Source organism: Bradyrhizobium sp. UFLA01-814 (assembly GCF_046718885.1).
Lineage (GTDB): Bacteria > Pseudomonadota > Alphaproteobacteria > Rhizobiales > Xanthobacteraceae > Bradyrhizobium > Bradyrhizobium elkanii.
The window spans coordinates 1-21,858 of record NZ_JAQOSR010000027.1 but is presented as its reverse complement, the minus strand read 5'-3'; the positions used below and the strand labels follow the sequence as shown (position 1 = coordinate 21,858).

Here is a 21,858-nt window from a genome sequence, read left to right as displayed (position 1 = left end):
GCGCCAAGAAAAGCAAAAAATTCTGGTCAGGGAGAGCGCCTTTGGCGAAGCAGAACGGTAGCGCCGCCGACAGTATAGTCGTGGTGCAGGCAAAGACCGACGGGCCGCGGGAAGCAGCCGACGAGATCGCGCGCCAGCTGGCGGCGGCCGATCTCGCGATGCTCGTGGTGTTCGTGTCGCCGGTCTATGAGCCGCAGACATTCATTGCCGAACTGTCCAGCCGGATGCCCGACGTTCCGATCTTCGGCTGCACCACGGCCGGCGAATTGTCGCCCAGCGGTTGGGACGAGGACAGCGTCGTCGCGATGGGCTTCAACGCGGCCGATTTCATCATCGCGGCCCGGCCGCTGTTCGACCTTTCGACATTTCGGGTCGACCACGGCCGCTCGATGTGCACCGAGTTGCAGAACGAATTCGCGCAACGCACCGAGCATTGCGATCACACCCACGACTCCTTCGGGCTGCTCTTCATCGACGGCATGTGCCAGCGTGAGGAGACCATCATGTCGGCGATCTATGCGTCGCTCGGCGATATCCCGGTGGTCGGTGGCTCCGCCGGCGACGGCCTGCGCTTCGAGAAGTCCTGGGTCTTCCATGGCGGCGAGGCCTTTACCGATGCCGCGGTCCTGATCCTGATCAGGACCCGGCTGCCGTTCCGCCTGTTCAAGTGCGACCACTTCGAACCGACCTCGACCAAGATGGTGGTGACCGAGGCCGACATCGAGCACCGCATCGTCAAGGAATTGAATGCCGAGCCGGCCGCGCTGGAATATTCCCGCGCCGTCGGCCTCAGCGACAGCAAGCTCGAATTGTTCTCGTTCGCCGCGCACCCCGTGCTGGTTCGCGTCGGCGGCGCCTATTACGCGCGGTCGATCCAGCGCACCAACCCGGACGGATCGCTGCAATTCTTCTGCGCCATCGACGAGGGCATGGTGCTGACGGTGGCGCGCGAGCGCGACCCGATCGACGTGACGAGCCGCCTGCTCAAGGAGCTGACCGAGGATCTCGGCGAGGTGTCGATGTTCATCGGCTTCGAATGCGTGCTGCGCCGGCTCGACGTCGAGCAGCGCCAGTTGTCGCGGGAGATGTCGGAGCTCTATCGCCGCAACAAAGTGATTGGCTTTCAGACTTATGGCGAGCAGTATCGCTCCATGCATGTCAACCAGACGCTGACCGGCATCGCCATCGGCAAGCGGGCACTCGCGCCGCAATGACCGATACCAAGACCACGCGAATTGCGGCGCTCGAACGCGAGGCCGAGAAGCTGCGCAAGATCAACGCGGCGCTGATGTCGCGCGTCGAACGCTCGACCGATCAGCAGCTCAACGCCTTCTCGCTGTTCGAGACCGCGATCGCGCTGGATCAGCAGGTGCGCGACCGCACCCAGCAGCTCAAGCACGCGTTGCAATCGCTGGAGAAGACCAATGGTCGCCTGCTGCAGGCCAAGCAGCAGGCCGAGGCGGCGAGTTCTCTGAAATCATCCGTGCTGGTCTCGGTCACGCACGATCTGCTGCAGCCGCTGAATGCGGCGCGGCTGACGCTGTCCGCGCTGACCGAGATGGCAACCGAGTCCAAGAGCGGCGCGCTGACCGACCAGATCGATCGTTCGCTGGCGACGCTCGAGGACATGCTGCGGACGCTGCTCGACATCTCCAAGCTCGATGCGGGCGTGCTCAGGCCCGAATTCGGGCCGGTCGCGATCGCCTCGCTGTTCGAGCCGCTGGAGCAGGAATTTGTCGCGACCGCCGCCAAACGCAATCTCGGCTTCCGGATCATGCCGTCGTCCGCGGTGGTTCGCTCCGATCCGCTGATGCTGCGACGGATCCTGCAAAACCTCGTCGCCAATGCGCTGCGCTACACCCAGCGCGGCAGCGTGCTGATGGGATGCCGGGCCAGGGGCGATGACATCTGCATCGAGGTGCACGACACCGGGCCGGGCATTCCGGAAGCGCAGCGCGAGGCCATCTTCGTCGAGTTTCAGCGCGGCGAGACCAGCGCCGGCGACAAGGCCGGCATCGGGCTTGGTCTTTCGATCGTGCGCCGGTTTGCCGACCTGCTCGGCCATGACATCAGGCTGAGCTCGCGCGCCGGCAAGGGCTCGGTGTTCTCGGTCACCGTGCCCCGCACCCAGGATCCGGTTGCGATCCCGGTGCGCGAGCAGGCCAGCGTCGACTATCGCTATGGCGGCATGGAGGGCGCCAAGATCCTGCTGATCGAGAACGACCTCTCGAGCGCCGAGGGGCTCGCCCATTTGCTGGAGAAATGGGGCTGCGACGTCGCGGTGACGATCTCCAAGACCGAGGCGCTCGAGCGCATCCACGCGCTCGACGGCATTCCCGACGCCATCATCGCCGATCTGCATCTCGACAATGGCGAGACCGGTATTCAGGCCGTCGACGTCATCCGCGGGGCGATCAACGCCAAGGTTCCGGCGATCATCGTGACGGCCGACTACTCGGCCAAGGCCGCCTCCGACGTATCGGCGTTCGGCCATGAGCTGTTGAAGAAGCCGATCAAGCCCGCCGAGATGCGCTCGCTGCTGTCGTTCCTCTTGGCGGCGGAGCAGTCGGGCGCGCGGTTATGATCAAAGCGTTTTCGAGCGAAGTGGATACCGGTTCGCGTGAAGAAAACGCGTCAGACAAGAACTTAGAGCCCCGTTCCGATTCCATCGGAACGGATAAAGGCTCTAGTCGCCATGCGACGACGGCGAGGCCGTCACCGGCGCGTGGTCATGCTTGCCGAAGTCCAGCTTCGACAGCGCGATGATGGCCTCGGTCCGGCTACGCACGCCGAGCTTGCGCAGGATCTCCGAGACATGCACCTTCACGGTGGTAACCGAGATGTCGAGCTCATAGGCGATGTGCTTGTTCTGCAGGCCGCGGCAGATCATGTCGAGCACGCGAAGCTGCTGGGCGGTGAACTGGCCGAGCTGCTGCACCAGCTCGCGCGTCTCGGCCTGGGCCTTCCGCGCGGTGGCGGTATCGCGGAAGCGCGTCGGCAGGCACACCGCGCCTTCGAGGATGCCGCGTAACAGCCGCGCCAGCTCGAGCTTCGGCGTCGACTTCGGGATGTAGCCGGAAATGCCGAGCGCGATCGCGCCGCCGACAATCCGGGGATCGTCATGCGCCGACACGATCACGAGCGCGCTGCGCGGCGCGGCGGCGCGCACCCGGTAGGCACCGAGCAGGCCCGTGGTCCCGGGCATCGACAGATCGAGCAGGATCAAATCGAGGCCGTCGCGCGCGGCGATCACATCCAGCGCACCGTCGATCGAGGTCGCCTGCAGTACCTCGGCATCGGGAAATTCGGCCCCGATCACGCCGATCAGGGCGGCACGGAACAGCGGGTGATCCTCGACGATCAGCAATCGAGGCGCACCCGCCTTGCCGGGCGGCGGCTCGTCCGCCAGGGGCGCGGTCGTGGTCAATGCTGCGCCGTCCTCCCTCGGATGCTCATGACAGCCATTGTGCGCGCGACGTTATCTCAAAGCCGGTTGGCAGCCTATAGGCAGGATATCCAATGCGCCCGCCTCGCAGTGCAGCACGGCTAGGGCGCCTTCTCCGCCTTTGCGCCCGAACAGGCCTCCGGGACCGGAAGCGGAATCTTGCCAAGCTCGATGATCGCCTTGTTGCGGCTGAACAGCTTCAGCTTGCGCAGGATCTCGGTCACATGCGCCTTCACGGTGGATTCCGCGAGCTTGAGCTCGGCGGCGATCTCGCGGTTCTGCAGGCCGCGGATGATCAGATGGAGCACGCGAATCTGCTGCGGCGTCAGCTTCTGAATGCGTTCGCGCAGCGTCCGCGCCGTCTCGGACTGTTCCAGCGCGCCGACCGCGACGAAATCCCGCGGCGCCGAGACCGACCCGCTCAGCACGCGCGCGATCGCCTGCGAGAGCTCGCCGAGCGAGGTCGACTTCGGCAGATAGCCGACCGCGCCCATCTCGAGCGCCTCGCGGATGGTGTGCTTGTCCTCTTCGCTCGAGACGATCGCGATCGGCAGCCGCGGATACCGATCCCTGATCTTCTGGAAGCCGGAGAAGCCGACCACGTCGGGCAGCAGCAAGTCGAGCAGCGCCAGGTCGATATTCGGCTCGCTGGCAAGGATGCCAAGCGCCCCCTTGATCGAGGTGGCCTCATAGATCCGGGCATCGGGATGCGAGATGCGGATGGCGTTGCCAAGCGCCTCCCCGAACAGGGGATGATCGTCGATGATCAGGAACCCCATCATGAGGACCCTCGCACGGCTCAAGCCTCCGTTCCGATTGGATCGGAACGGAGCTCTCGATTCATGTTCTGACGCGTTTTCTTCACGCGAACCGGTATCCACTTCGCTTGAAAACGCTCCTCTTGCGAATCGCAGCTTCTAGTTTGATCCGCCGGTATCCTGCACGCTCTGCAGATAGACATATACGTTTCTGAGCTCGTCGTCGTTGAAGACGTCCTTCCAGGCCGGCATGCCCTTGGCCGGCCGCCCGTCATGGACCGTCTTCCAGAATGTCGATTCCATGTCGTCAGCATAGCGCTTCTTGAGCAGCCTGAGATCGATCTTTCGCTCGGCCTGCACCGCGTCCGGGCCGTGGCAATGCGCGCAGGTTCCGTTGAAGACCTCCCGCCCGGCGGTGGCATCCCCCTTGGCGTCGCCTTTGGCATCGCCTGCGGTCGCGGCGGTCTGAACCGGTTTCTCGGCCGCGGCTACCTGCCCGACCGTGACGGGCTCGCTGGCGCCGACGGACGACGTCGTCGCCCGGTCGGCCTCGCCGAACTTCACCGGCGCGCCGTTCGGCACGCCATATTTGGCAAACAGCGCGGAAATCTCCGGCTGCAGTGACGGCAGCACGCCGTCGACTTCATCGCGCAGCGCACCGGACGCCTTGGCGAAGCCGATCGCGGTCGCCCAGAGCAGGCCGTCGCCCTCGGTCGACACGATCTGGTACTTGTCGCCGTAGCTGGTCTTGTTGAGCCAACCCGCCACCGGCGCCCAGATGAAGGCGATGTCGACCTTGCCCTGATCGAGCGCCGCCATGCCCTCCTCCGGGCTGAGCACGGTGACCTTCCGGATGTCGTCGCGCAGCGCGAGCAGGTTCTGCGGCGTCGATTGATACTGCACCGCAACCCGCAATCCCCTGAGGTCGTCGATGCCGGCAAGCTTGCGATCCCTGCCACCGACCAGTGCATAGCCTTCATGGGCGATCGGCTTCGAGAAGATCACCGCCGGCCCCATGAAATCGTCGATCAAAGGCAGGCCGACCATGGCGTCGCACTGCTTGCTCAGCAGCGTCTCCCGCACGGTGCGCTTGCCGAAATAGGACTTGTACCAATTGGTGCTCACCGTGCGGCCGAGCTTCTGCGCCACCGCCTGGCCGATCTCGAGATAGAGGCCGGGCTTGCCCGGGTCGTCGCTCGAGAACGGAAGATTGGTGGGGTCGGCGCAGAGCCGCAGCGGCGGCTTTGCCTCGCCGGCGCCGGCCGCCAGGGCCGGCGCCATCAGCAGGGCGGAGAGCAGCACGGTCCGGATTGCATGTTCCAACCGCGTGTTGCGCGAGGGGGTGCGCAGTTCGTTTCGGGCGATGCAAGACACGGACAATGCTGCCTCCTTGACGATCGTTACTGCAGGGCGAACACGAACAGCGAGCCGCCTTCGGGCGCCGCGGCGACCATCTTCTTGCCGATGTCGCCGAGGAAGGCCGGCAGCGCCGCGGTGCGTCCGACCACGATCGCGACATACTGCTTGCCGTCGACCGAATAGGTCACCGGACCTGCGCCGATGCCGCTGCCGAGGTTCTTGCTCCACAGCACCTTGCCGTTCTTGGCATCGATGGCGCGGAAGTCGCCGTGCAGATTGCCGGAGAACACCAAATTGCCGCCGGTCGTCAGCGTGCCGCCGTTGAAGGGCAGGTCTTCCTTGATGCTCCACACCTTCTTGTTGGCGATCGGATCCCAGGCCACGAGTTCGCCGAGGAAGCCGCCGGGGCCCGGCTTGGTCGGGAATTCGGCGCCGAGATAGAACACGCCGCGCTTGTAGTTCACGTCAGAGACCGACCAGTCCATGCAGACATTGTTGCTCGGGATGTAGACGAGGCCGGTCTGCGGGTTGAACGACATCGGCTGCCAGTTCTTGCCGCCGATCAGGTTCGGGCAGATGTCCTTGGCGGGATGGCCCGGGCCCGGACGCTTGTCCGGATCCTCTTCCGCCCGCATCGTGTTGATGTCCCACTTCTTGGCCCAGTTGGCGAAGACGTATTTCTCCGCGGAGATCACCTTGCCGGTCTCGCGGTTGGCCACGAAGAAGAAGCCGTTGCGGTCCGCCTTCATCAGCACGGGCGTCTCGGCGCCCTTGATCTTGAGGTCGGCGAGCAGCAGCTCGTTGACGCCGTCATAGTCCCATGCGTCGGCCGGCGTGCCCTGGATGTGCCACTTGATCTTGCCGGTATTGGGATCGATCGCCAGCGTCGAGGCCGTGTAGAGGTTGGTCAGCTTGCCGAAATTGCCGTCGCCGGTGGAGCGCACCGCGGTATTCCACGGCCCCGGATTGCTGGTACCCCAGTAGACCGTATCGGACTTGGCATCGTAGGAGCCGACCAGCCAGGCAGCGCCGCCGCCATGCAGCCCGGTGTCGCCCTTCCAGGTGTCGCTGCCGGGCTCGCCCGGTGCCGGCACCGTGTGGGTCTGCCAGAGCAGCTTGCCGTCCTTGAGCGAAAAGGCCTGCAATGCGCCGCGGACGCCATATTCGCCGCCGCCGAAGCCGGTGATGACCTTGTCGCGGACGATGAGCGGCGGCGAGGTGATGACCGAGCCCTGCTTGTAGTCGACGACCGTCGAGGTCCAGAGCTCCTTGCCGGTCTCGGCGTCGAGCGCGGTCAGCTTGCCGTCGAGCCGGCCGACGAAGATCTTGCCGTCGGCATAGGACACGCCACGATTGTTGACGTCGCAGCAGGCGTATTGGAGCACGTCATCCGGAATGTCGGGCTGCCAGGTCCATTTGCGCGCGCCGGTCGCGGCATCGATCGCATAGACGTATTTCGGACCCCACGACGTCGACACATACAGCGTCTTGCCGATCACCACCGGCGACGATTCGTTGGATCGGAGCGAAGCCAGCGACAGCGAGTAGACCAGCTGCAGCTTGCCGGCGTTCTCGGAGTTGATCTGCTTCAACGGGCTGAAGCGCGTATTGCCGTAGTCGTGGCCGGCGATTGCCCATCCGTTCGGATCGGACGCCGCCTTCACGACGGAATCATTCGCTTTCGAGGCACCAATGCCTGCCAGCACCATGGCGACCAGCGACACGCCGGCAAAGAAAATCCCGCTCCTCAGCTTCATTGGCTTCCTCCAATATGGTTTTGTTGCCGCGATGGATGCATCGCGCGCGCGGATCGCTACCGAATTTCATGAACCAGCGATCTTCTGCCGCTGCGTCGGCGATGAAAATGACAGCAACGCCTTTGCGTCGTTATAGGCGGAAGGTAGTAGCGATCGCGGCGACGATTTTTGCGCGCCGCGGGCTCCAGCGGATTGCCGAAAACCGCTTGCGCCGCCGGGCAATTTCGTCGCGCCGGAGTGCGCCGCCGGCAGCTTGCAAATTGCCCATTGAACGGCTGCCTGCTAGGATCAGAGCCACTGCCCGGCGCCTTCATGACAGGGCCGCGACTACGACTTTGATCGCGGTTACGACCCACATGAAGCGTGGTCTACTGGGCCCATAACGAAGCTATTGGGAGAGACGCGTGTCTACAGTCAAACTGACGGTAAACGGCAAGGCGGTCTCGGTCGACGTTGAGGACCGAACCCTCCTCGTGCACCTCTTGCGCGAAAACCTGAACCTCACTGGCACCCATGTCGGCTGCGATACCAGCCAATGCGGCGCCTGCGTCGTCCATGTCGATGGACGGGCGGTCAAATCCTGCACCATGCTGGCCGGCCAGGCCGCGGGCTGCAACGTCACCACCATCGAAGGCCTCGCCAAGGGCGACGAGCTGCACCCGATGCAGGCGGCGTTCCGCGATAATCACGGCCTGCAGTGCGGCTATTGCACCCCCGGCATGATCATGTCCGCGGTCGACATCGTGCACCGCCATGGCGGCAAGCTCGACGAGGAAACGGTACGCCACGAGCTCGAAGGCAACATCTGCCGCTGCACCGGGTACCACAACATCGTCAAGGCGGTGCTCGACGCTGCCGGCCGCATGAAGGTTGCGCAGGCCGCCGAATAGCGCGCCACGCAGCGCGCATGATCAAGCTCACCACCGCCGGTCTCGATGGAAACGGCGGCAAATCGAATCTCCGGTCGGGAGGACTAGACAATGGGTGTTGAAGGAATTGGCGCACGTGTCGTGCGCAAGGAAGATCGCCGGTTTATCACCGGACAAGGACGTTACGTCGACGACGTCAAAATGGTCGGCATGAGCTACGCTCACTTCATTCGCAGCCCGCATGCACATGCCAAGGTCAAGGGCATCGATTCCGCCGAGGCCATGAAGATGCCCGGCGTGATCGCAGTGCTGACGGGACAGCAGATCGTCGACGACAAGGTCGGCAATTTGATCTGCGGCTGGGCCATCACCTCGAAGGACGGCTCACCGATGAAAATGGGCGCGTGGCCGGCGATGGCGCCGGAGACCGTGCGCTTTGTCGGGCAGGCGGTTGCGGTCGTGATCGCCGAGACCAAGAACCAGGCCAGGGACGCCGCCGAAGCGGTCGTCGTCGATTACGAAGAGCTTCCCGCAGCGGCCGACATCAAGGCCGCAATCAAGCCGGGCGCGCCGCAGCTTCATCCCGAAGCCCCCGGCAACATCGTGTATGACTGGCATCTCGGCGACGAAGCCGCGGTCAAGGATGCGTTCAGCAAGGCCGCCAATGTGGTGACGCTCGACCTCACCAATAACCGCCTGGTGCCGAACGCGATGGAGCCGCGTGCGGCGATCGCGCATTACGACCAGGCCGAAGAGCACTACACGCTCTACACGACGTCGCAGAACCCGCACGTCGCCCGCCTCGTGCTGTCGGCGTTCTACAACATCGCGCCCGAGCACAAGCTGCGCGTGATCGCGCCCGACGTCGGCGGCGGCTTCGGCTCCAAGATCTACATCTATCCCGAAGAGATGGTGGCGCTGTGGGCCTCGAAGAAGGTGGGTCGCCCGGTGAAGTGGACCGGCGACCGTTCAGAAGCCTTCCTCACCGACGCGCATGGCCGCGACCATGTCTCGAAGGCGGAGTTGGCGTTCGACAAGGACAACAAGATCCTCGGCCTGCGGGTGAAGACCCACGCCAATTTCGGCGCCTATATGTCGCTGTTCTCCTCGGCGGTGCCGACCTATCTCTACGCGACGCTGCTGTCGGGCCAGTACGTGATTCCGGCGATCTATGCCGAGGTGATCGGCGTCTACACCAACACCACGCCGGTCGACGCCTACCGCGGCGCCGGCCGTCCCGAGGCGAGCTATCTGATCGAGCGCATGATGGAGACGGCGGCACGGCAGTTGAAGGTCGATCCGACCGAGCTGCGCAAGAAGAACTTCATCACCCAGTTCCCGTATCAGACGCCTGTGATCATGGCCTATGACATCGGCGACTTCCACGCCTCGATCGATGCCGCGATGAAGGCGATCGACTATGCCGGCTTCCCGGCCCGCAAGGCCAAGGCGAAAGCCGACGGCAAGCTGCGCGGCATCGGCATCTCCTGCTACATCGAGGCCTGCGGCATCGCGCCGTCGAAGGCGGTCGGCAGTCTCGGCGCCGGCGTCGGCCTGTGGGAGTCGGCTGAGATCCGCGTCAACCCGGTCGGCACCATCGAGGTGCTCACCGGTTCGCACAGCCACGGCCAGGGCCACGAAACGACGTTCTGCCAGATCATCGCAGAGCGGCTCGGCGTGCCGATCAGCCAGGTCTCGATCGTCCATGGCGACACCGACAAGGTGCAGTTCGGCATGGGCACCTACGGCTCGCGCTCGCTCGCGGTCGGCGGTACGGCGATCGTGAAGGCGATGGAGAAGGTCGAGGCCAAGGCCAAGAAGATCGCGGCGCATGCGCTCGAGGCGTCCGAGAGCGACATCGTGATCGAGAACGGCGAGTTCAAGGTCACCGGCACCGACAAGTCGATCGCGCTGCCGATGGTCGCGCTCGCCGCCTACACCGCGCACAATTTGCCCGACGGCATGGAGCCCGGCCTGAAGGAGACGGCGTTCTACGACCCGACCAACTTCACCTTCCCGGCCGGCGCCTATATTTGCGAGCTCGAGGTCGATCCGAGCACCGGCAAGACCTCCTTTGTCGACTTCGTGGCGGCCGACGATTTCGGCCGGTTGATCAACCCGATGATCGTCGAAGGCCAGGTCCATGGCGGTCTTGCGCAGGGCATCGGCCAGGCACTGCTCGAAGGCGTGGTCTATGACGGCACCGGTCAGCTCATGACCGCGTCGTTCATGGACTACACCATGCCGCGCGCGGACGACCTGCCCTCGTTCCAGCTCTCCCACACCACGACGCTGTGTCCGGGCAACCCGCTCGGCGTCAAGGGCTGCGGCGAAGCCGGCGCGATCGGCGCCTCTGCTGCCGTGATCAACGCGATCACGGACGCCATCGGCAACAACAAGCTGGAAATGCCGGCGACGCCCGATCGCGTCTGGCACGCCATTCACGGTTGAGGGAGGAAGAGCCATGTACGAGACAAATTATCATCGCGCTTCCTCGGTCGCTGACGCCGCCGCAACCTTCGCCAAAGGCGCGGAATCAAGATTCCTCGCCGGCGGACAAACTCTGCTTCCGGTGATGAAGCAGCGTCTTGCCGCGCCTTCCGACTTGATCGACCTCTCCAAGGTGCAGGAGATGATCGGCATCGAGGTCTCCGCCGACACGGTCACCATCAAGGCCGCGACGCCGCATTACGATGTGGCGCAAAGCGACGCCGTGCAGAAGGCGATCCCCGCGCTCGCCAATCTGGCGTCGATGATCGGCGATCCCGCCGTGCGCTATCGCGGCACCATCGGCGGCTCGCTCGCCAACAACGATCCGGCGGCGGATTATCCGGCGGCGGTGCTGGCGCTGGGCGCGACGATCAAGACCAACAAGCGGTCGATCGCGGCGGAGGACTACTTCAAGGGCCTGTTCACGACGGCGCTCGAGGATGGCGAGATCATCACCGCGGTATCGTTCCCGGTCCCGGCCAAGGCGGGCTACGCCAAGTTTCCCAATCCCGCCTCGCGTTTTGCCCTGACCGGCGTGTTCGTCGCCAGGACCAAAGCTGGTGACGTCCGCGCGGCGGCAACCGGTGCGTCGCAGAGCGGCGTCATGCGGGTCGCGCCGATCGAGCAGGCGCTGAAGGCGAACTGGGCCGCCTCGGCGCTCGACAGCGTCACGATCCCGGCGAGCGGCCTGCTCGCCGACATCCACGGCTCGGCGGATTACCGCGCCAATTTGGTGAAGGTGATGGCACAGCGGGCGGTCGCCGCCGCGGGCTGATAGCGCCTAAACACAACTCTGCAACGGCGCGCAGCGATGCGCGCCGTTCTCGTTTTTACCGGCGGCACAGGACAAAAGGTGCTTGCCACATCCCGCATTAGGCGAGACAATTTAGCTAATCAGCTAATTAAAAATACCGTCTCACGGACGGCTGGGAGAACGCATGAAGTTCGGCAACCAAGCCAGCCGCGACATCTCAGCCGCCTAGCGCCCCGCAACCAACGGAAGAACAACGTGCTCGATAAACCTGCCTCCCAGACCGCTGCCCGCACCTCGGGCCCGCTCGCCGGCTTCCGGATCGTCGAATTCGCCGGCATCGGCCCCGGCCCGTTCGCCTGCATGCTGCTTGCCGACATGGGCGCCGAGGTCATCACGCTCGATCGGGTCGGTGCCGGCAAGAATCTGAAGGCGGTTGCAACCCGCGGCCGCAAGGTCATCGAGCTCGACCTCAAGAACAAGGCGGCCGTCGCCGAAGCGCTCGACCTGCTCGGCCATGCCGACGCGCTGATCGAAGGCTTTCGGCCCGGTGTGATGGAGCGCCTCGGCCTCGGCCCTGATGTCGTGCTCGCGCGCAATCCAAAACTGGTCTATGGCCGCATGACCGGCTGGGGCCAGGAGGGCCCGCTGGCGAATGTCGCCGGCCATGACATCAACTACATCTCGATCACGGGCGCGCTGGCTGCGATCGGCACCAAGGAGAAGCCGGTGCCGCCGCTCAACCTGGTCGGCGATTTCGGCGGCGGCGCGCTCTACCTCGTGGTCGGCGTGCTCGCGGCGCTCTTGGAAGCGCAGAAGTCCGGCAAGGGCCAGGTGGTCGATACCGCGATGTGCGACGGCGCGGCCTCGCTGATGTCGATGTTCTACGACATGGCCGCGCAGGGCCGCTGGAGCGGTGGTCGCGACCAGAATTTCCTGGACGGCGGCGCGCATTTCTACGGCGTCTACGAATGCTCCTGCGGCAACTTCATCTCGATCGGCTCGATCGAGCCGCAGTTCTACGCGCTGCTGCGCAAGCATGCCGACCTGACCGACGCCGATTTCGACGCGCAGATGGACCGCAAGGCCTGGCCGGCGCTGAAGGAGAAGCTGGAGAAGGTATTCAAGAGCAAATCGCGCGCGGACTGGTGCACGATCATGGAAGGCACCGACATCTGCTTCGCGCCGATCCTGACCATGGAGGAAGCCCCGAAGCATCCGCACATGGCGGCGCGCCAGGTGTTCGTCGAACGCCACGGCGTCACCCAGCCCGCCCCCGCGCCACGCTTCTCGCGTACGCCATCGGCAATCCGCGAGCCGGAGCTGGCGAGCATTGGCGATGTGATGGCGGCTTGGAAATCAGCGAAGTAAATCTCGTTGTCGTCCCGGCCAAGCGAAGCGCGAGCCGGGACCCATAACCACGAGACGCGGTTGTGGCGCGCGGCTATTTCCGCGGGACTACGACCCGGCACACTCGATAGATTCCGCGGTATGGGTCCCTGCTTTCGCAGGGACGACACCTTTTGCTGTGCGCTGGCGTGGCGCGCTATGCGCTGCTCACGCCGCGTGATCGACCTTCAGCACACCGCGGCGGATCTGGTCTTCCTCGATCGATTCGAACAGCGCCTTGAAGTTGCCTTCGCCGAAGCCGTCGTCGCCCTTGCGCTGGATGAACTCGAAGAAGATCGGCCCGATCGCGTTGGCCGAGAAGATCTGCAGCAGCACCTTGGTCTGATCGCCGTCGACCACGCCCTCGCCGTCGATCAGGATGCCGTTGGTCTTGAGCCGCGCGACGTCCTCGCCATGCTTGGGCAGGCGAGCGTCGATCCGCTCGAAATAAGTGTCGGGCGGCGACGGCATGAACGGCAGGCCGTCGGCGCGCAACCTCTCGACGGTCGCGTGGATGTCGCGCGCGCCGCAGGCGATGTGCTGGATGCCCTCGCCGCGATAGACGTTGAGATATTCCTCGATCTGACCGGAATCGCCGGCGTCCTCATTGATCGGGATCCGGATCTTGCCGTCCGGGCTGGTCAGCGCGCGGGAGAACAGGCCGGACGCCCGGCCCTCGATGTCGAAGAAGCGGATCTGGCGAAAGTTGAACAGCTTTGCATAGAAGCCGGTCCAGACATCCATGCGGCCGCGATGGACGTTGTGGGTAAGGTGATCGACGTAATACAGGCCCGAGCCCGCGGGGCGCGGGTTGGCCGCGCCGAGCCACTCGAACTCGGCATCATAGGCCGAACCCTTGGCGCCGTAGCGGTCGACGAAATAGAGCAGGCTGCCGCCGATGCCCTTGATCGCGGGCACATCGAGCGCCTTGGCTTTGGACGCGACATCCGCCGGCTCGGCGCCGAGCGCGATCGCGCGCTCATAGGCATGCTTCGCGTCGACGACGCGGAACGCCATCGACGGCGCGCAGGGGCCGTGCGCGGCGACGAAGTTGAAGCCGTGGCTACCCGGCTGCTCATTGACGAGATAGTTGATGTCGCCCTGGCGATAGACCGTGATTGCCTTGGTCCGGTGGCGGGCAACCGCGACAAAGCCCATCAGCTTGAAAAGCGCGTGCAGCTCCGCCGGATTCGGGTGGGCGTATTCGACGAACTCGAAGCCGTCGGTGCCCATCGGGTTCTCGGTGCTGATCTCGGCCGGCGGTGCATCGTGCGGAAACGGACCCATGGCGGTAACTCCCCAGTTTGTCTGGAGATCAATTTCCGTCACTTGCTCCGCAATGTGCGTGCAAAATAGGCCCCATTTTGTTATTCTCGCGCACGATCCGTGCATAAAATGGACATTATGCGCATGCCAGAAGTCGATGCCTTCGACCTGAAAATGCTCGCCGCGCTGCAGGACGACGGCCGGCTGACCAACCAGCAGCTGGCCGATCTCGTCGGGCTGTCGGCATCGCAATGCTCGCGGCGACGGATGCGGCTGGAGGAGGAGAAGGTCATCGCCGGCTACCACGCCGAGCTCGCCGGCGAGGCGCTCGGCTTCGGCCTGACCGCCTTCATCCACATCACGCTGGCGACCCACTCGCCCGACAACGCCAAGCGGTTTCGCGAGCTGGTCAACCGCGTCGACGACATCCAGGAAGCCTACGCACTGACCGGGGATGCCGACTACGTGCTCAAGGTGATGCTGCGCGACCTCAAGAGCCTGTCCGACATCGTCAACAACGTGCTGATGCCGCACCAGAGCGTGGCCCACGTGCGCTCGTCGATCGTGCTCGACCGCCTGAAGGAGAGCACCAGGCTGCCGCTGAAGTCGCTACAGGCGTGATGGCTCAAATCGAGGGAAATCCGCCATTCGCTTTTGCGGCTTGGCTTGCGATCATTCCGGCAACGGCAAGAGAGACGAACCATGGCGCTGCAGCTGCGACCGAACTGCGAATATTGCGACAAGGACCTGCCACCCAGCGCAACCGACGCGCGGATCTGCTCCTATGAATGCACGTTCTGTGCGGATTGCGCCGAGACCAAGCTCGGCAATGTCTGCCCGAACTGCGGCGGCGGTTTTGCGCCGCGGCCGATCCGCCCGGCCAAGCCGTGGCGGCCGGGCGTCTGCACCGTGAACCAGCCGCCGTCGGACAAGCGGGTGCATCTGAAGTACAGCCTCGAGGACGTCGCGGCGAATACCGCGCGGCTGAAGGATGTCAGGCCCGAGGAGCGGTGAGACTCACTCGTCATTGCGAGCGAAGCGAAGCAATCCATTCTCTCCATGACGCGGATGGATGGATTGCTTCGTCGCTTCGCTCCTCGCAATGACGGCCCCGCTGTCGGGCTCCTTCCCCCTGAAAGGGGGAAGGTGGGATGGGGGTCAGCCGCGGGCGCCGGCGTTCGCGGAGAGAGCGGATCCCCACCCGGTTTGCTGCGCAACCGACCTCCCCTTTTTCAAGGGGAGGTGAAGCCGCGGAATACGCGGAGAGCTACTCCGCCGCGACGATCGTGCCTTCGACCTCGCCGAAGCCGACACGATAGCCGTCGCCCTGGCACCAGCCGCGCATCACCAGTGAATCGCCGTTTTCAAGGAACGAGCGCGTGACGCCGCTGGCGAGCTCGACCGGCTCGGTGCCGTTCCAGCTGATTTCCAGGAGACTGCCACGCTGATGCTTTTCGGGGCCGGAGATCGTGCCGCTGCCCAGGAGATCGCCGACATTCATCGCGCAGCCGCTGGAAGCGTGGTGCACGAGCTGCTGCACCGACGACCAGTACATGTATTTGAAGTTGGTGCTGCAGATCGTCTTCGCCTCGTTCATCGCGCCGGTGCGCAGCGCGACGTCGAGCTGCAGGTCGTAGTTGTTCGGCTGGGTCTGCTTGAGGTACGCCAGCGGCTCGGGCTGCTGCGCCGGGCCTTGCACGCGGAACGGCTCCAGTGCCTCGCGCGTCACCACCCACGGGCTGATCGAGGTCGCGAACGCCTTGGCCTGGAACGGGCCGAGCGGCACATACTCCCACTGCTGGATGTCGCGCGCGCTCCAGTCGTTGAGGATGACGAAGCCGAAGATCATCTCCTCGGCCTGCTTCTCCGTGAGCATTTCGCCCATTGGCGAGGCCTGGCCGACGACCACGCCCATCTCGAGCTCGAAGTCGAGCCGCTTGCAGGCCCCGAAGCTCGGCACCTCAGCAGTCGGCGGCTTCAGCTGGCCGCGCGGACGCCGCACCTTGGTGCCGCCAACCACAACGGTCGAGGCGCGGCCGTTATAGCCGATCGGCATATGCAGCCAGTTCGGCTGCAGCGCATTGTCCTTGCCGCGGAACATGACGCCGACATTGGTGGCGTGCTCCTTCGACGAATAGAAATCGGTGTAGCCCGAGACCGCAAACGGCATGTACAGCCTGACGTCAGCCATCGGCACCAGCGCCCGCGCCCACAATTCCCTGTTGTCGCGCAGCTCCGGATGATCCGAGCGCAGCAGCTCGCTGATCCGTGCCCGCGTCGCCGACCACACTTTCGGCCCGAGCGCCATGAAGGCGTTGAGCGACGGCTGCGAGAACACGCCGAGCGGCCCGACATCGAGCCGCGAGTCCTGCTCGAGCTCCCAGAGGTCGAGCACATAATCGCCGATCGCAACGCCGACGCGCGGCGCAAGACCATCCTTCGACGAGAACACGCCATAGGGCAGGTTCTGGATCGGGAAGTCGCAGGTGGGTGCGACGTCGATGAAGGAGCGGAGTTTTGGGTCGTTGGGGTGGGGCATGGTCTCTCCAATCAAGAAGCCGTCATGCCCGGGCTTGACCCTGGCATCCATCTTCGGAAAGCGCGATGGATCGCCGGGTCAAGCCCGGCGATGACGTGCAATACAACTCACGGCTTGTTCGGGTCGAACTTCTTCTCCAGGCCCTTCCAGCAATCCGAGTAATCGTCCTGCAGCGTCGACGACGTCGCCGCATGTTCGGTCACGCGCTGCGGAAAGCGGGTCTCGAACATGAAGGCCATCGTGCCGGTCAGCTTCACCGGCTTAAGCTCGCTGTTGCTGGCGTGCTCGAAGGCTTCACGGTCGGGGCCGTGCGGCAGCATGCAATTGTGCAAGCTGATGCCGCCGGGCACAAAGCCCTGCGGCTTGGCGTCGTAGACGCCGTAGATCAGCCCCATGAACTCGGACATGATGTTCATGTGGTACCACGGCGGACGGAAGGTGTTGTCGGCCACCATCCAGCGCTCCGGGAAGATCACGAAGTCGATATTCGCGGTGCCCGCGGTCTCCGACGGCGAGGTCAGCACCGTGAAGATCGAAGGATCGGGATGATCGAAGGCGATCGCGCCGACCGGCGAGAAGGTGCGCAGATCGTATTTGTAGGGCGCGTAATTGCCGTGCCAGGCGACCACGTCGATCGGCGAATGCGGCAGCGTGGTCTTGAACAGCGAGCCGCCCCACTTGACGTAGAGCTCGGTCGGCGTGTCCTTGTCCTCGTAGCTAGCCACCGGCGTCAGGAAGTCGCGCGAATTGGCGAGGCAATTGGCGCCGATCGGGCCGCGCTCCGGCAGCGTGAACGCGCCGCCGTAATTTTCGCAAAGATAGCCGCGCGCAGGTCCCGACGGAATCTCGACGCGGAATTTGACGCCGCGCGGGATCACCACGATCTCGCCCGGCTCGGCGTCGATGCGGCCGAACTCGGTGACGAGGCGCAGATTGCCCTGCTGCAGCACGAACATCATCTCGCCATCGGCATTGTAGAAATGCTGATCGACCATCGATTTGGTGATGAGATAGATGTGTGCTGCCATGCCGGCCTGGGTGTTGGCATCGCCCGCCGTGGTCATGGTCTGCACGCCCTGCAGGAAGGTCATGTCCTCCTTCGGGATCGGCGCGGGGTCCCAGCGCAGCTGTGCGATCGGCATGTCGTATTCGTGGCACGGCGCGGTGCGCCACAGCCCGGCATCGGCCTTGGCGAAACGGCCGGAATGCCGCACCGACGGGCGGATGCGATACAGCCAGGAGCGCTCATTGGTGCCGCGCGGCGCCGTGAACGGCGAGCCGGACAATTGCTCGGCATAGAGCCCGTAGGCGCAGCGCTGCGGCGAGTTGCGCCCCATCGGCAGTGCGCCGGGCAAGGCCTCGGTCTCGAAGCTGTTGCCGAAGCCGGACATGTAGCCCGGGGTGACTTGCCCTGAGCTGCGAACGATCTGATCAGGCGAGGTATTGATGTTCATCACTATCCTCCTTGCAGGGCGGCCCACATTTCCTGGTCGCGCTTGTCGGTCCAGATCACGGGATCGTCGATCCCGGACGCCTCGTCATAGGCACGCGAAACGTTGAACGGCAGGCAGTGCTCGTAGATCGCAAACTTCGAGAACTTCGGATCCATCACCTCGCGCGTCGCCGCCATCGATTCCTTCAGGCTGCGGCCCTTGGCGACGGACGATTCGGCGGCGCCGTAGAGCGTGGTGACGAAATCGCGGGTCATCGCGATCGCATCGCGGCCGGTGGCGAGGCCCTTCAGCGCATCGCCGCGGCCCGGCGCGATCGCCTTCGGATTGAAGGCGCGGATCTCGTTCAAGGTCGTCGGCCATTCGCGCAGATGCGCATCGCCGCAATAGCAGGCCGAGTGATATTCGATCAGATCGCCCGAGAACATCACCTCGGCATCCGGCACCCAGGCGACGATGTCGCCCGAGGTATGGCCGGCGCCGAGCTGCATCAGCCGCACCTCGCGCTTGCCGAGATAGATCGACATCTCGCCTTCGAAGGTCAGCGTCGGCCAGGTCAGGCCGGGAATGCTCGCGGCATCCTGGAACAGCCGCGGGAAGCGGCCATATTCGGAATCCCAATCTTGCTGGCCGCGCTCCTCGATCAGGCGATAGGTTTCCTGCGAGGCCACGATGCCCTGCGCGTGATAGGCGGAGGCGCCGAGCACCCGCACCGCGTGATAATGCGACAGCACGACATATTTGATCGGCTTGTCGGTGACGGTCTTGACCCGCTCGATCACCTTGTTCGCCATCGCCGGCGTCGCCTGCGCGTCGAACACCAGGCAGCCGTCGTCGCCGACGATCACGGCGGTGTTGGGATCGCCCTCGGCGGTGAAGGCGTAGAGATCGGTGCCGATCTCCGAGAAGGTGACCTTCTTCTCCGCGAGATCCGTGGTCGATGCGAAACCTTTGGCCATCGGTTCAATCCTGTCCGTTTGCTCAGTGCTATTGTTGTTGCTGTTGCTGCTGTTGCTGCTGGCTGGCGTCCGGCATCCGCCGCTTCGCCAGCGCGATCGCCTCGCGCAGCACGTCGAGATCGCCGATATGGTTGGCGAGCACCAGGACCAGCGCGGCATCGAGATCGGCGCTCTGCGCCTCGGTGAGGCCGCGATGCGCCTCGACGATGGCGCGGAAGGCGTCATCGGGCTTTGCGAAGTTCGAACCGGTCGACAGCGCCATGACTGCTCCTCAGTTCAGGCCGGCGGCGCGCGCCAGCGCCGCATCAAGCGCCGGCCGCGCCGCGTTGCGGAAGCGGGCCGCGACATAGCCGTCCGGCCGCAGCAGATAGGCGGTGCCGGGCTCGGCGTCGTAGCGCTTGCCGGCAAGGCCCTGCGCGTCGACCAGCCCATCCTCGCCGCCGATCCGGATGCTGCCGACGCCGTCGGGGACATCGACCGCAGCGCCATTGCCAAACTCCAGCAGCGTGAAGCGCGTTCCCTGTCTGATGAAAACATCGGTCAGGTAGGTGGAACCGCCGCCCTGCTCCGTCACCGGCGCATCCGGCATCGAGGCGCCCGGCCGCGGGCCGCCGCGCCAATCGTCGCGATCGCCGCTCGACAGCGGCGTGTCGTAGACCGACGGCACCGAGAGCCGCCCGCCATTGACCATGCGCTTGCCGAACTCGGTATCCTTGGCGAGCGACAGCACGGCTTGGCGCAGCCGCGCTTCCTGTTTCGTCACCGGCGCCATGAAGTCGGTCGAGCGAGTGGACTCGCGGATGTTCTCGTCCGCCGCCGCGCTGCGCTCGATGTGATAGCTCTCCAGCAAGCCCTCCGGCGACAGCCGGCGCAGCACGCGGTCGAGCTTCCACGCCAGATTCTCGGCGTCCTCGAGCCCGGAATTGGCACCGCGCGCGCCGAACGGCGAGACCTGGTGGGCGGAATCCCCGGCAAAGATCACCCGGCCGTGGATGAACTTGGCCATCCGGCGGCACTGGAACTTGTAGAGCGAGATCCATTCGAACTCGAACTTGTCGTGGCCGAGCATGCGCTCGATCCGCGGCCGGACATTCTCGGGTTGCTTCTCGGCCACCGGATCGGCGTCCGGGTTGAGCTGCAGATCGATCCGCCAGATGTCGTCCGGCTGCTTGTGCAGCAGCGCCGAGCGTCCGGCATGGAACGGCGGATCGAACCAGAACCAGCGCTCGGTCGGGAACGCCGCCGTCATCTTGACGTCGGCGATCAGGAACTGGTCCTCGAACACCTGGCCTGCGAACTCCGCGCCGACCATCTGTCGCAGCGACGAGCGGGCGCCATCGCAGGCGACGACGAAGGCCGCGTGCACCTGGTAGGAGCCATCGGGAGTTGCGATGGTCAGCGCAACGCGGTCGTTGCGGCTCTCCAGCGCGATCACCTTGTTGCGCCAGCGCAGGTCGATTTCAGGCAGTTGCCCGACCCGGTCGACCAGATAGGCCTCGGCGTAGAACTGCTGCAGGTTGATGAAGGCGGGCCGCTTGTGGCCTTCCTCGGGAAGCAAATTGAACTGGTAGAGCTGCGAGGCGCCGTGGAAGATTTTGCCGACGCTCCACACCACGCCTTTCTCGACCATGCGGTCGCCGACGCCGAGGCGATCCCAGAACTCCAGCGAGCGCTTCGAGAAGCAGATCGCGCGCGAGCCTTCGCCGATCCGGTCGGCATCGTCGAGCAGCACCACGCGCTGGCCGCGCTGCGCGAGATCGATCGCGAGCGACAATCCCACCGGCCCGGCGCCGACCACGACGACGGGATGCTCCGCGACGTTGGCGCCCGAGCGCTCCTGGTCGGGATGACGGCGATAGCCGAACTGGGTTTTGGCCTGTGCCGTGTTGGCGTGTGCCATTGCGTGACCCTGGATGTTTCCCTTGCGCCGCCGGCCTTTAATCTGTGGCTTGGGCTGCGGTCTTGTGTGACTGCTTGCGACCAGGACCTTGCGAGCCGGCCGCGACCTTGCTAAATTAGTCTCACTTGCAACTATCTTAAACCCCCAGTCGGGGCTGCCGTCAACTCAAATTGGAGGGATTTTTGGCACGGACCTCTGCAAGCCAGCCTCCAGCCCGCCCGCGCAGTGCCGTGGAAGCGGAGGTGCGCGACACGATCGCGCCGACGAAGAAGCGCCTCGATCTCTTCCATTTCATGCCGTTCCGCCTGAACCGGCTGGCGGCCGAGGTGTCCTCGGCCCTGTCGAGCGAGTATCAGGCGCGCTACGGCCTCGACATTCCGGAGTGGCGCGTGCTCGCAACGCTCGGCTTCCGCAGCGATCCCTGCAGCGCGCAGTATATCGCGCACTGCACACGCACCCATAAATCCACCATCAGCCGCGCGGTGTCGGCGCTGATGGAGCGCGAGATCGTCGAGCGCGTCGAGAACGCCGACGACCGCCGCGAATTCCGTCTGCGACTGACCAAAGCGGGCCAGGCGCTCTATGAGGAGCTGATCCCGCGCCTGCTGCGCAAGGAACAGGACATCCTGTCCTGCCTCTCCGCACAGGAACGCCGCGACCTCGGCCGCCTGCTCGGCAAGGTCGAGAGCAGCCTCGAGCTGGTGCAAACCAGTGAAGAGGCCGACGCCAAGGATTCGTATTAAACCCCACACTCCGCTGTCGTCCTGGCGAAAGCCAGGACGACGCTGGAGGTGACATCGCGCGCCGGTTCAACATGAGCCTACGCCCTGTCGAAACCCGTCATCCTGAGAGCCTGACTGAAAAATGGGTGAGTGATCTCAGTGGGGTGTGATTCCATCGGATTTGCAAAGATTCGAGGGAGAGC

Annotated in this window: 20 protein-coding genes; 10 read left to right on the top strand and 10 right to left on the bottom strand. The window is 64.7% G+C overall.

The annotated features are described in order from the left end of the window. Positions 1–41: 41 nt before the first annotated feature. Both PMN64_RS11075 and PMN64_RS11070 read left to right on the top strand, forming a co-directional pair. Positions 42–1,214 (top strand): FIST N-terminal domain-containing protein, encoded by a 1,173-nt coding sequence (locus PMN64_RS11075; protein ID WP_304498212.1) that lies wholly within the window; start codon positions 42–44, stop codon positions 1,212–1,214. Next, on the top strand, positions 1,211–2,584 hold the full coding sequence (locus PMN64_RS11070) for a hybrid sensor histidine kinase/response regulator (RefSeq protein ID WP_411780710.1): 1,374 nt from the start codon (positions 1,211–1,213) through the stop codon (positions 2,582–2,584). Before PMN64_RS11075 ends, PMN64_RS11070 begins: the two co-directional genes overlap by 4 nt. A gap of 102 nt (positions 2,585–2,686) precedes the next feature. Here the strand turns inward: PMN64_RS11070 and PMN64_RS11065 are convergent, their stop codons facing one another. From PMN64_RS11065 to PMN64_RS11050, 4 genes are all read right to left on the bottom strand, one after another. Next, positions 2,687–3,427, bottom strand: a complete 741-nt coding sequence (locus PMN64_RS11065; RefSeq protein ID WP_411780709.1) for a LuxR C-terminal-related transcriptional regulator — start codon at positions 3,425–3,427, stop codon at positions 2,687–2,689. Positions 3,428–3,546: 119 nt separating this feature from the next. Continuing rightward, entirely contained in the window at positions 3,547–4,227 is a 681-nt protein-coding gene (locus tag PMN64_RS11060) for a response regulator (RefSeq protein WP_016843264.1), read from the bottom strand. Between the two features lie 135 nt (positions 4,228–4,362). Then, positions 4,363–5,577 (bottom strand): c-type cytochrome, encoded by a 1,215-nt coding sequence (locus PMN64_RS11055; protein ID WP_411780730.1) that lies wholly within the window; start codon positions 5,575–5,577, stop codon positions 4,363–4,365. 26 nt (positions 5,578–5,603) lie between these two features. After that, entirely contained in the window at positions 5,604–7,271 is a 1,668-nt protein-coding gene (locus PMN64_RS11050; RefSeq protein WP_411780729.1) for a PQQ-dependent dehydrogenase, methanol/ethanol family, read from the bottom strand. Between PMN64_RS11050 and PMN64_RS11045 the strand changes: the two genes are divergently transcribed. The 5 genes from PMN64_RS11045 to PMN64_RS11025 all read left to right on the top strand — a co-directional run bounded on the left by PMN64_RS11045 (position 7,255) and on the right by PMN64_RS11025 (position 12,800). Beyond that, the gene (locus PMN64_RS11045; protein WP_245288893.1) at positions 7,255–7,455 is read left to right on the top strand and encodes a hypothetical protein; all 201 of its coding nucleotides are present in this window, start codon (positions 7,255–7,257) and stop codon (positions 7,453–7,455) included. The two genes, PMN64_RS11050 and PMN64_RS11045, sit on opposite strands and share 17 nt — an antisense overlap. Before the next feature lie 268 nt (positions 7,456–7,723). After that, positions 7,724–8,209: a (2Fe-2S)-binding protein gene (locus PMN64_RS11040; RefSeq protein ID WP_028335209.1), complete on the top strand. Its 486-nt coding sequence runs from the start codon at positions 7,724–7,726 to the stop codon at positions 8,207–8,209. A gap of 90 nt (positions 8,210–8,299) precedes the next feature. Next, positions 8,300–10,639, top strand: coding sequence for a xanthine dehydrogenase family protein molybdopterin-binding subunit (locus tag PMN64_RS11035; protein WP_411780708.1), 2,340 nt, complete (start codon positions 8,300–8,302; stop codon positions 10,637–10,639). Between the two features lie 13 nt (positions 10,640–10,652). Further along, positions 10,653–11,453, top strand: coding sequence for an FAD binding domain-containing protein (locus PMN64_RS11030; protein WP_411780707.1), 801 nt, complete (start codon positions 10,653–10,655; stop codon positions 11,451–11,453). Positions 11,454–11,687: 234 nt separating this feature from the next. After that, positions 11,688–12,800 (top strand): CaiB/BaiF CoA transferase family protein, encoded by a 1,113-nt coding sequence (locus PMN64_RS11025; RefSeq protein WP_411780706.1) that lies wholly within the window; start codon positions 11,688–11,690, stop codon positions 12,798–12,800. A gap of 186 nt (positions 12,801–12,986) precedes the next feature. On the opposite strand, the gene hppD is transcribed toward PMN64_RS11025, so the two are convergent. Beyond that, entirely contained in the window at positions 12,987–14,105 is a 1,119-nt protein-coding gene (gene hppD / locus PMN64_RS11020) for a 4-hydroxyphenylpyruvate dioxygenase (RefSeq protein ID WP_411780705.1), read from the bottom strand. Between the two features lie 123 nt (positions 14,106–14,228). Here hppD and PMN64_RS11015 point away from each other — a divergent pair, with 123 nt between their 5' ends. Further along, on the top strand, positions 14,229–14,705 hold the full coding sequence (locus PMN64_RS11015) for an Lrp/AsnC family transcriptional regulator (RefSeq protein ID WP_411780704.1): 477 nt from the start codon (positions 14,229–14,231) through the stop codon (positions 14,703–14,705). 81 nt (positions 14,706–14,786) lie between these two features. Then, positions 14,787–15,098 carry a DUF1272 domain-containing protein gene (locus tag PMN64_RS11010; RefSeq protein WP_304498202.1) on the top strand — a complete coding sequence of 104 codons (312 nt, stop codon included), beginning with the start codon at positions 14,787–14,789 and terminating at the stop codon, positions 15,096–15,098. Positions 15,099–15,351: 253 nt separating this feature from the next. Here the strand turns inward: PMN64_RS11010 and fahA are convergent, their stop codons facing one another. The 5 genes from fahA to PMN64_RS10985 form a co-directional block, all read right to left on the bottom strand. Then, positions 15,352–16,623, bottom strand: coding sequence for a fumarylacetoacetase (fahA, locus tag PMN64_RS11005; protein WP_411780703.1), 1,272 nt, complete (start codon positions 16,621–16,623; stop codon positions 15,352–15,354). Between the two features lie 107 nt (positions 16,624–16,730). After that, positions 16,731–18,077 carry a homogentisate 1,2-dioxygenase gene (hmgA, locus tag PMN64_RS11000; RefSeq protein ID WP_411780702.1) on the bottom strand — a complete coding sequence of 449 codons (1,347 nt, stop codon included), beginning with the start codon at positions 18,075–18,077 and terminating at the stop codon, positions 16,731–16,733. A gap of 2 nt (positions 18,078–18,079) precedes the next feature. Beyond that, on the bottom strand, positions 18,080–19,033 hold the full coding sequence (locus PMN64_RS10995; protein ID WP_028344095.1) for an MBL fold metallo-hydrolase: 954 nt from the start codon (positions 19,031–19,033) through the stop codon (positions 18,080–18,082). 28 nt (positions 19,034–19,061) lie between these two features. Continuing rightward, positions 19,062–19,295 carry a DUF2783 domain-containing protein gene (locus tag PMN64_RS10990; RefSeq protein WP_028344094.1) on the bottom strand — a complete coding sequence of 78 codons (234 nt, stop codon included), beginning with the start codon at positions 19,293–19,295 and terminating at the stop codon, positions 19,062–19,064. A gap of 9 nt (positions 19,296–19,304) precedes the next feature. Beyond that, entirely contained in the window at positions 19,305–20,933 is a 1,629-nt protein-coding gene (locus PMN64_RS10985) for an FAD-dependent oxidoreductase (RefSeq protein WP_411780701.1), read from the bottom strand. A 182-nt stretch (positions 20,934–21,115) separates the two neighbouring features. On the opposite strand from PMN64_RS10985, the gene PMN64_RS10980 reads away from it, so the two are divergent. Beyond that, positions 21,116–21,676, top strand: a complete 561-nt coding sequence (locus tag PMN64_RS10980) for a MarR family winged helix-turn-helix transcriptional regulator (RefSeq protein ID WP_411780700.1) — start codon at positions 21,116–21,118, stop codon at positions 21,674–21,676. Positions 21,677–21,858: the final 182 nt, after the last annotated feature.

What these genes read in the sequence shown, in the direction of transcription:
- PMN64_RS11070 (WP_411780710.1), top strand. Translation starts at nt 1,211, where the DNA reads ATGACCGATACCAAGACCACGCGAATTGCGGCGCTCGAACGCGAGGCC.
- PMN64_RS11060 (WP_016843264.1), bottom strand. Translation starts at nt 4,227, where the DNA reads ATGATGGGGTTCCTGATCATCGACGATCATCCCCTGTTCGGGGAGGCG.
- PMN64_RS11045 (WP_245288893.1), top strand. Translation starts at nt 7,255, where the DNA reads ATGCCTGCCAGCACCATGGCGACCAGCGACACGCCGGCAAAGAAAATC.
- PMN64_RS11050 (WP_411780729.1), bottom strand. Translation starts at nt 7,271, where the DNA reads ATGGTGCTGGCAGGCATTGGTGCCTCGAAAGCGAATGATTCCGTCGTG.
- PMN64_RS11035 (WP_411780708.1), top strand. Translation starts at nt 8,300, where the DNA reads ATGGGTGTTGAAGGAATTGGCGCACGTGTCGTGCGCAAGGAAGATCGC.
- PMN64_RS11030 (WP_411780707.1), top strand. Translation starts at nt 10,653, where the DNA reads ATGTACGAGACAAATTATCATCGCGCTTCCTCGGTCGCTGACGCCGCC.
- hppD (WP_411780705.1), bottom strand. Translation starts at nt 14,105, where the DNA reads ATGGGTCCGTTTCCGCACGATGCACCGCCGGCCGAGATCAGCACCGAG.
- PMN64_RS11015 (WP_411780704.1), top strand. Translation starts at nt 14,229, where the DNA reads ATGCCAGAAGTCGATGCCTTCGACCTGAAAATGCTCGCCGCGCTGCAG.
- PMN64_RS11010 (WP_304498202.1), top strand. Translation starts at nt 14,787, where the DNA reads ATGGCGCTGCAGCTGCGACCGAACTGCGAATATTGCGACAAGGACCTG.
- fahA (WP_411780703.1), bottom strand. Translation starts at nt 16,623, where the DNA reads ATGCCCCACCCCAACGACCCAAAACTCCGCTCCTTCATCGACGTCGCA.
- hmgA (WP_411780702.1), bottom strand. Translation starts at nt 18,077, where the DNA reads ATGAACATCAATACCTCGCCTGATCAGATCGTTCGCAGCTCAGGGCAA.
- PMN64_RS10995 (WP_028344095.1), bottom strand. Translation starts at nt 19,033, where the DNA reads ATGGCCAAAGGTTTCGCATCGACCACGGATCTCGCGGAGAAGAAGGTC.
- PMN64_RS10990 (WP_028344094.1), bottom strand. Translation starts at nt 19,295, where the DNA reads ATGGCGCTGTCGACCGGTTCGAACTTCGCAAAGCCCGATGACGCCTTC.
- PMN64_RS10985 (WP_411780701.1), bottom strand. Translation starts at nt 20,933, where the DNA reads ATGGCACACGCCAACACGGCACAGGCCAAAACCCAGTTCGGCTATCGC.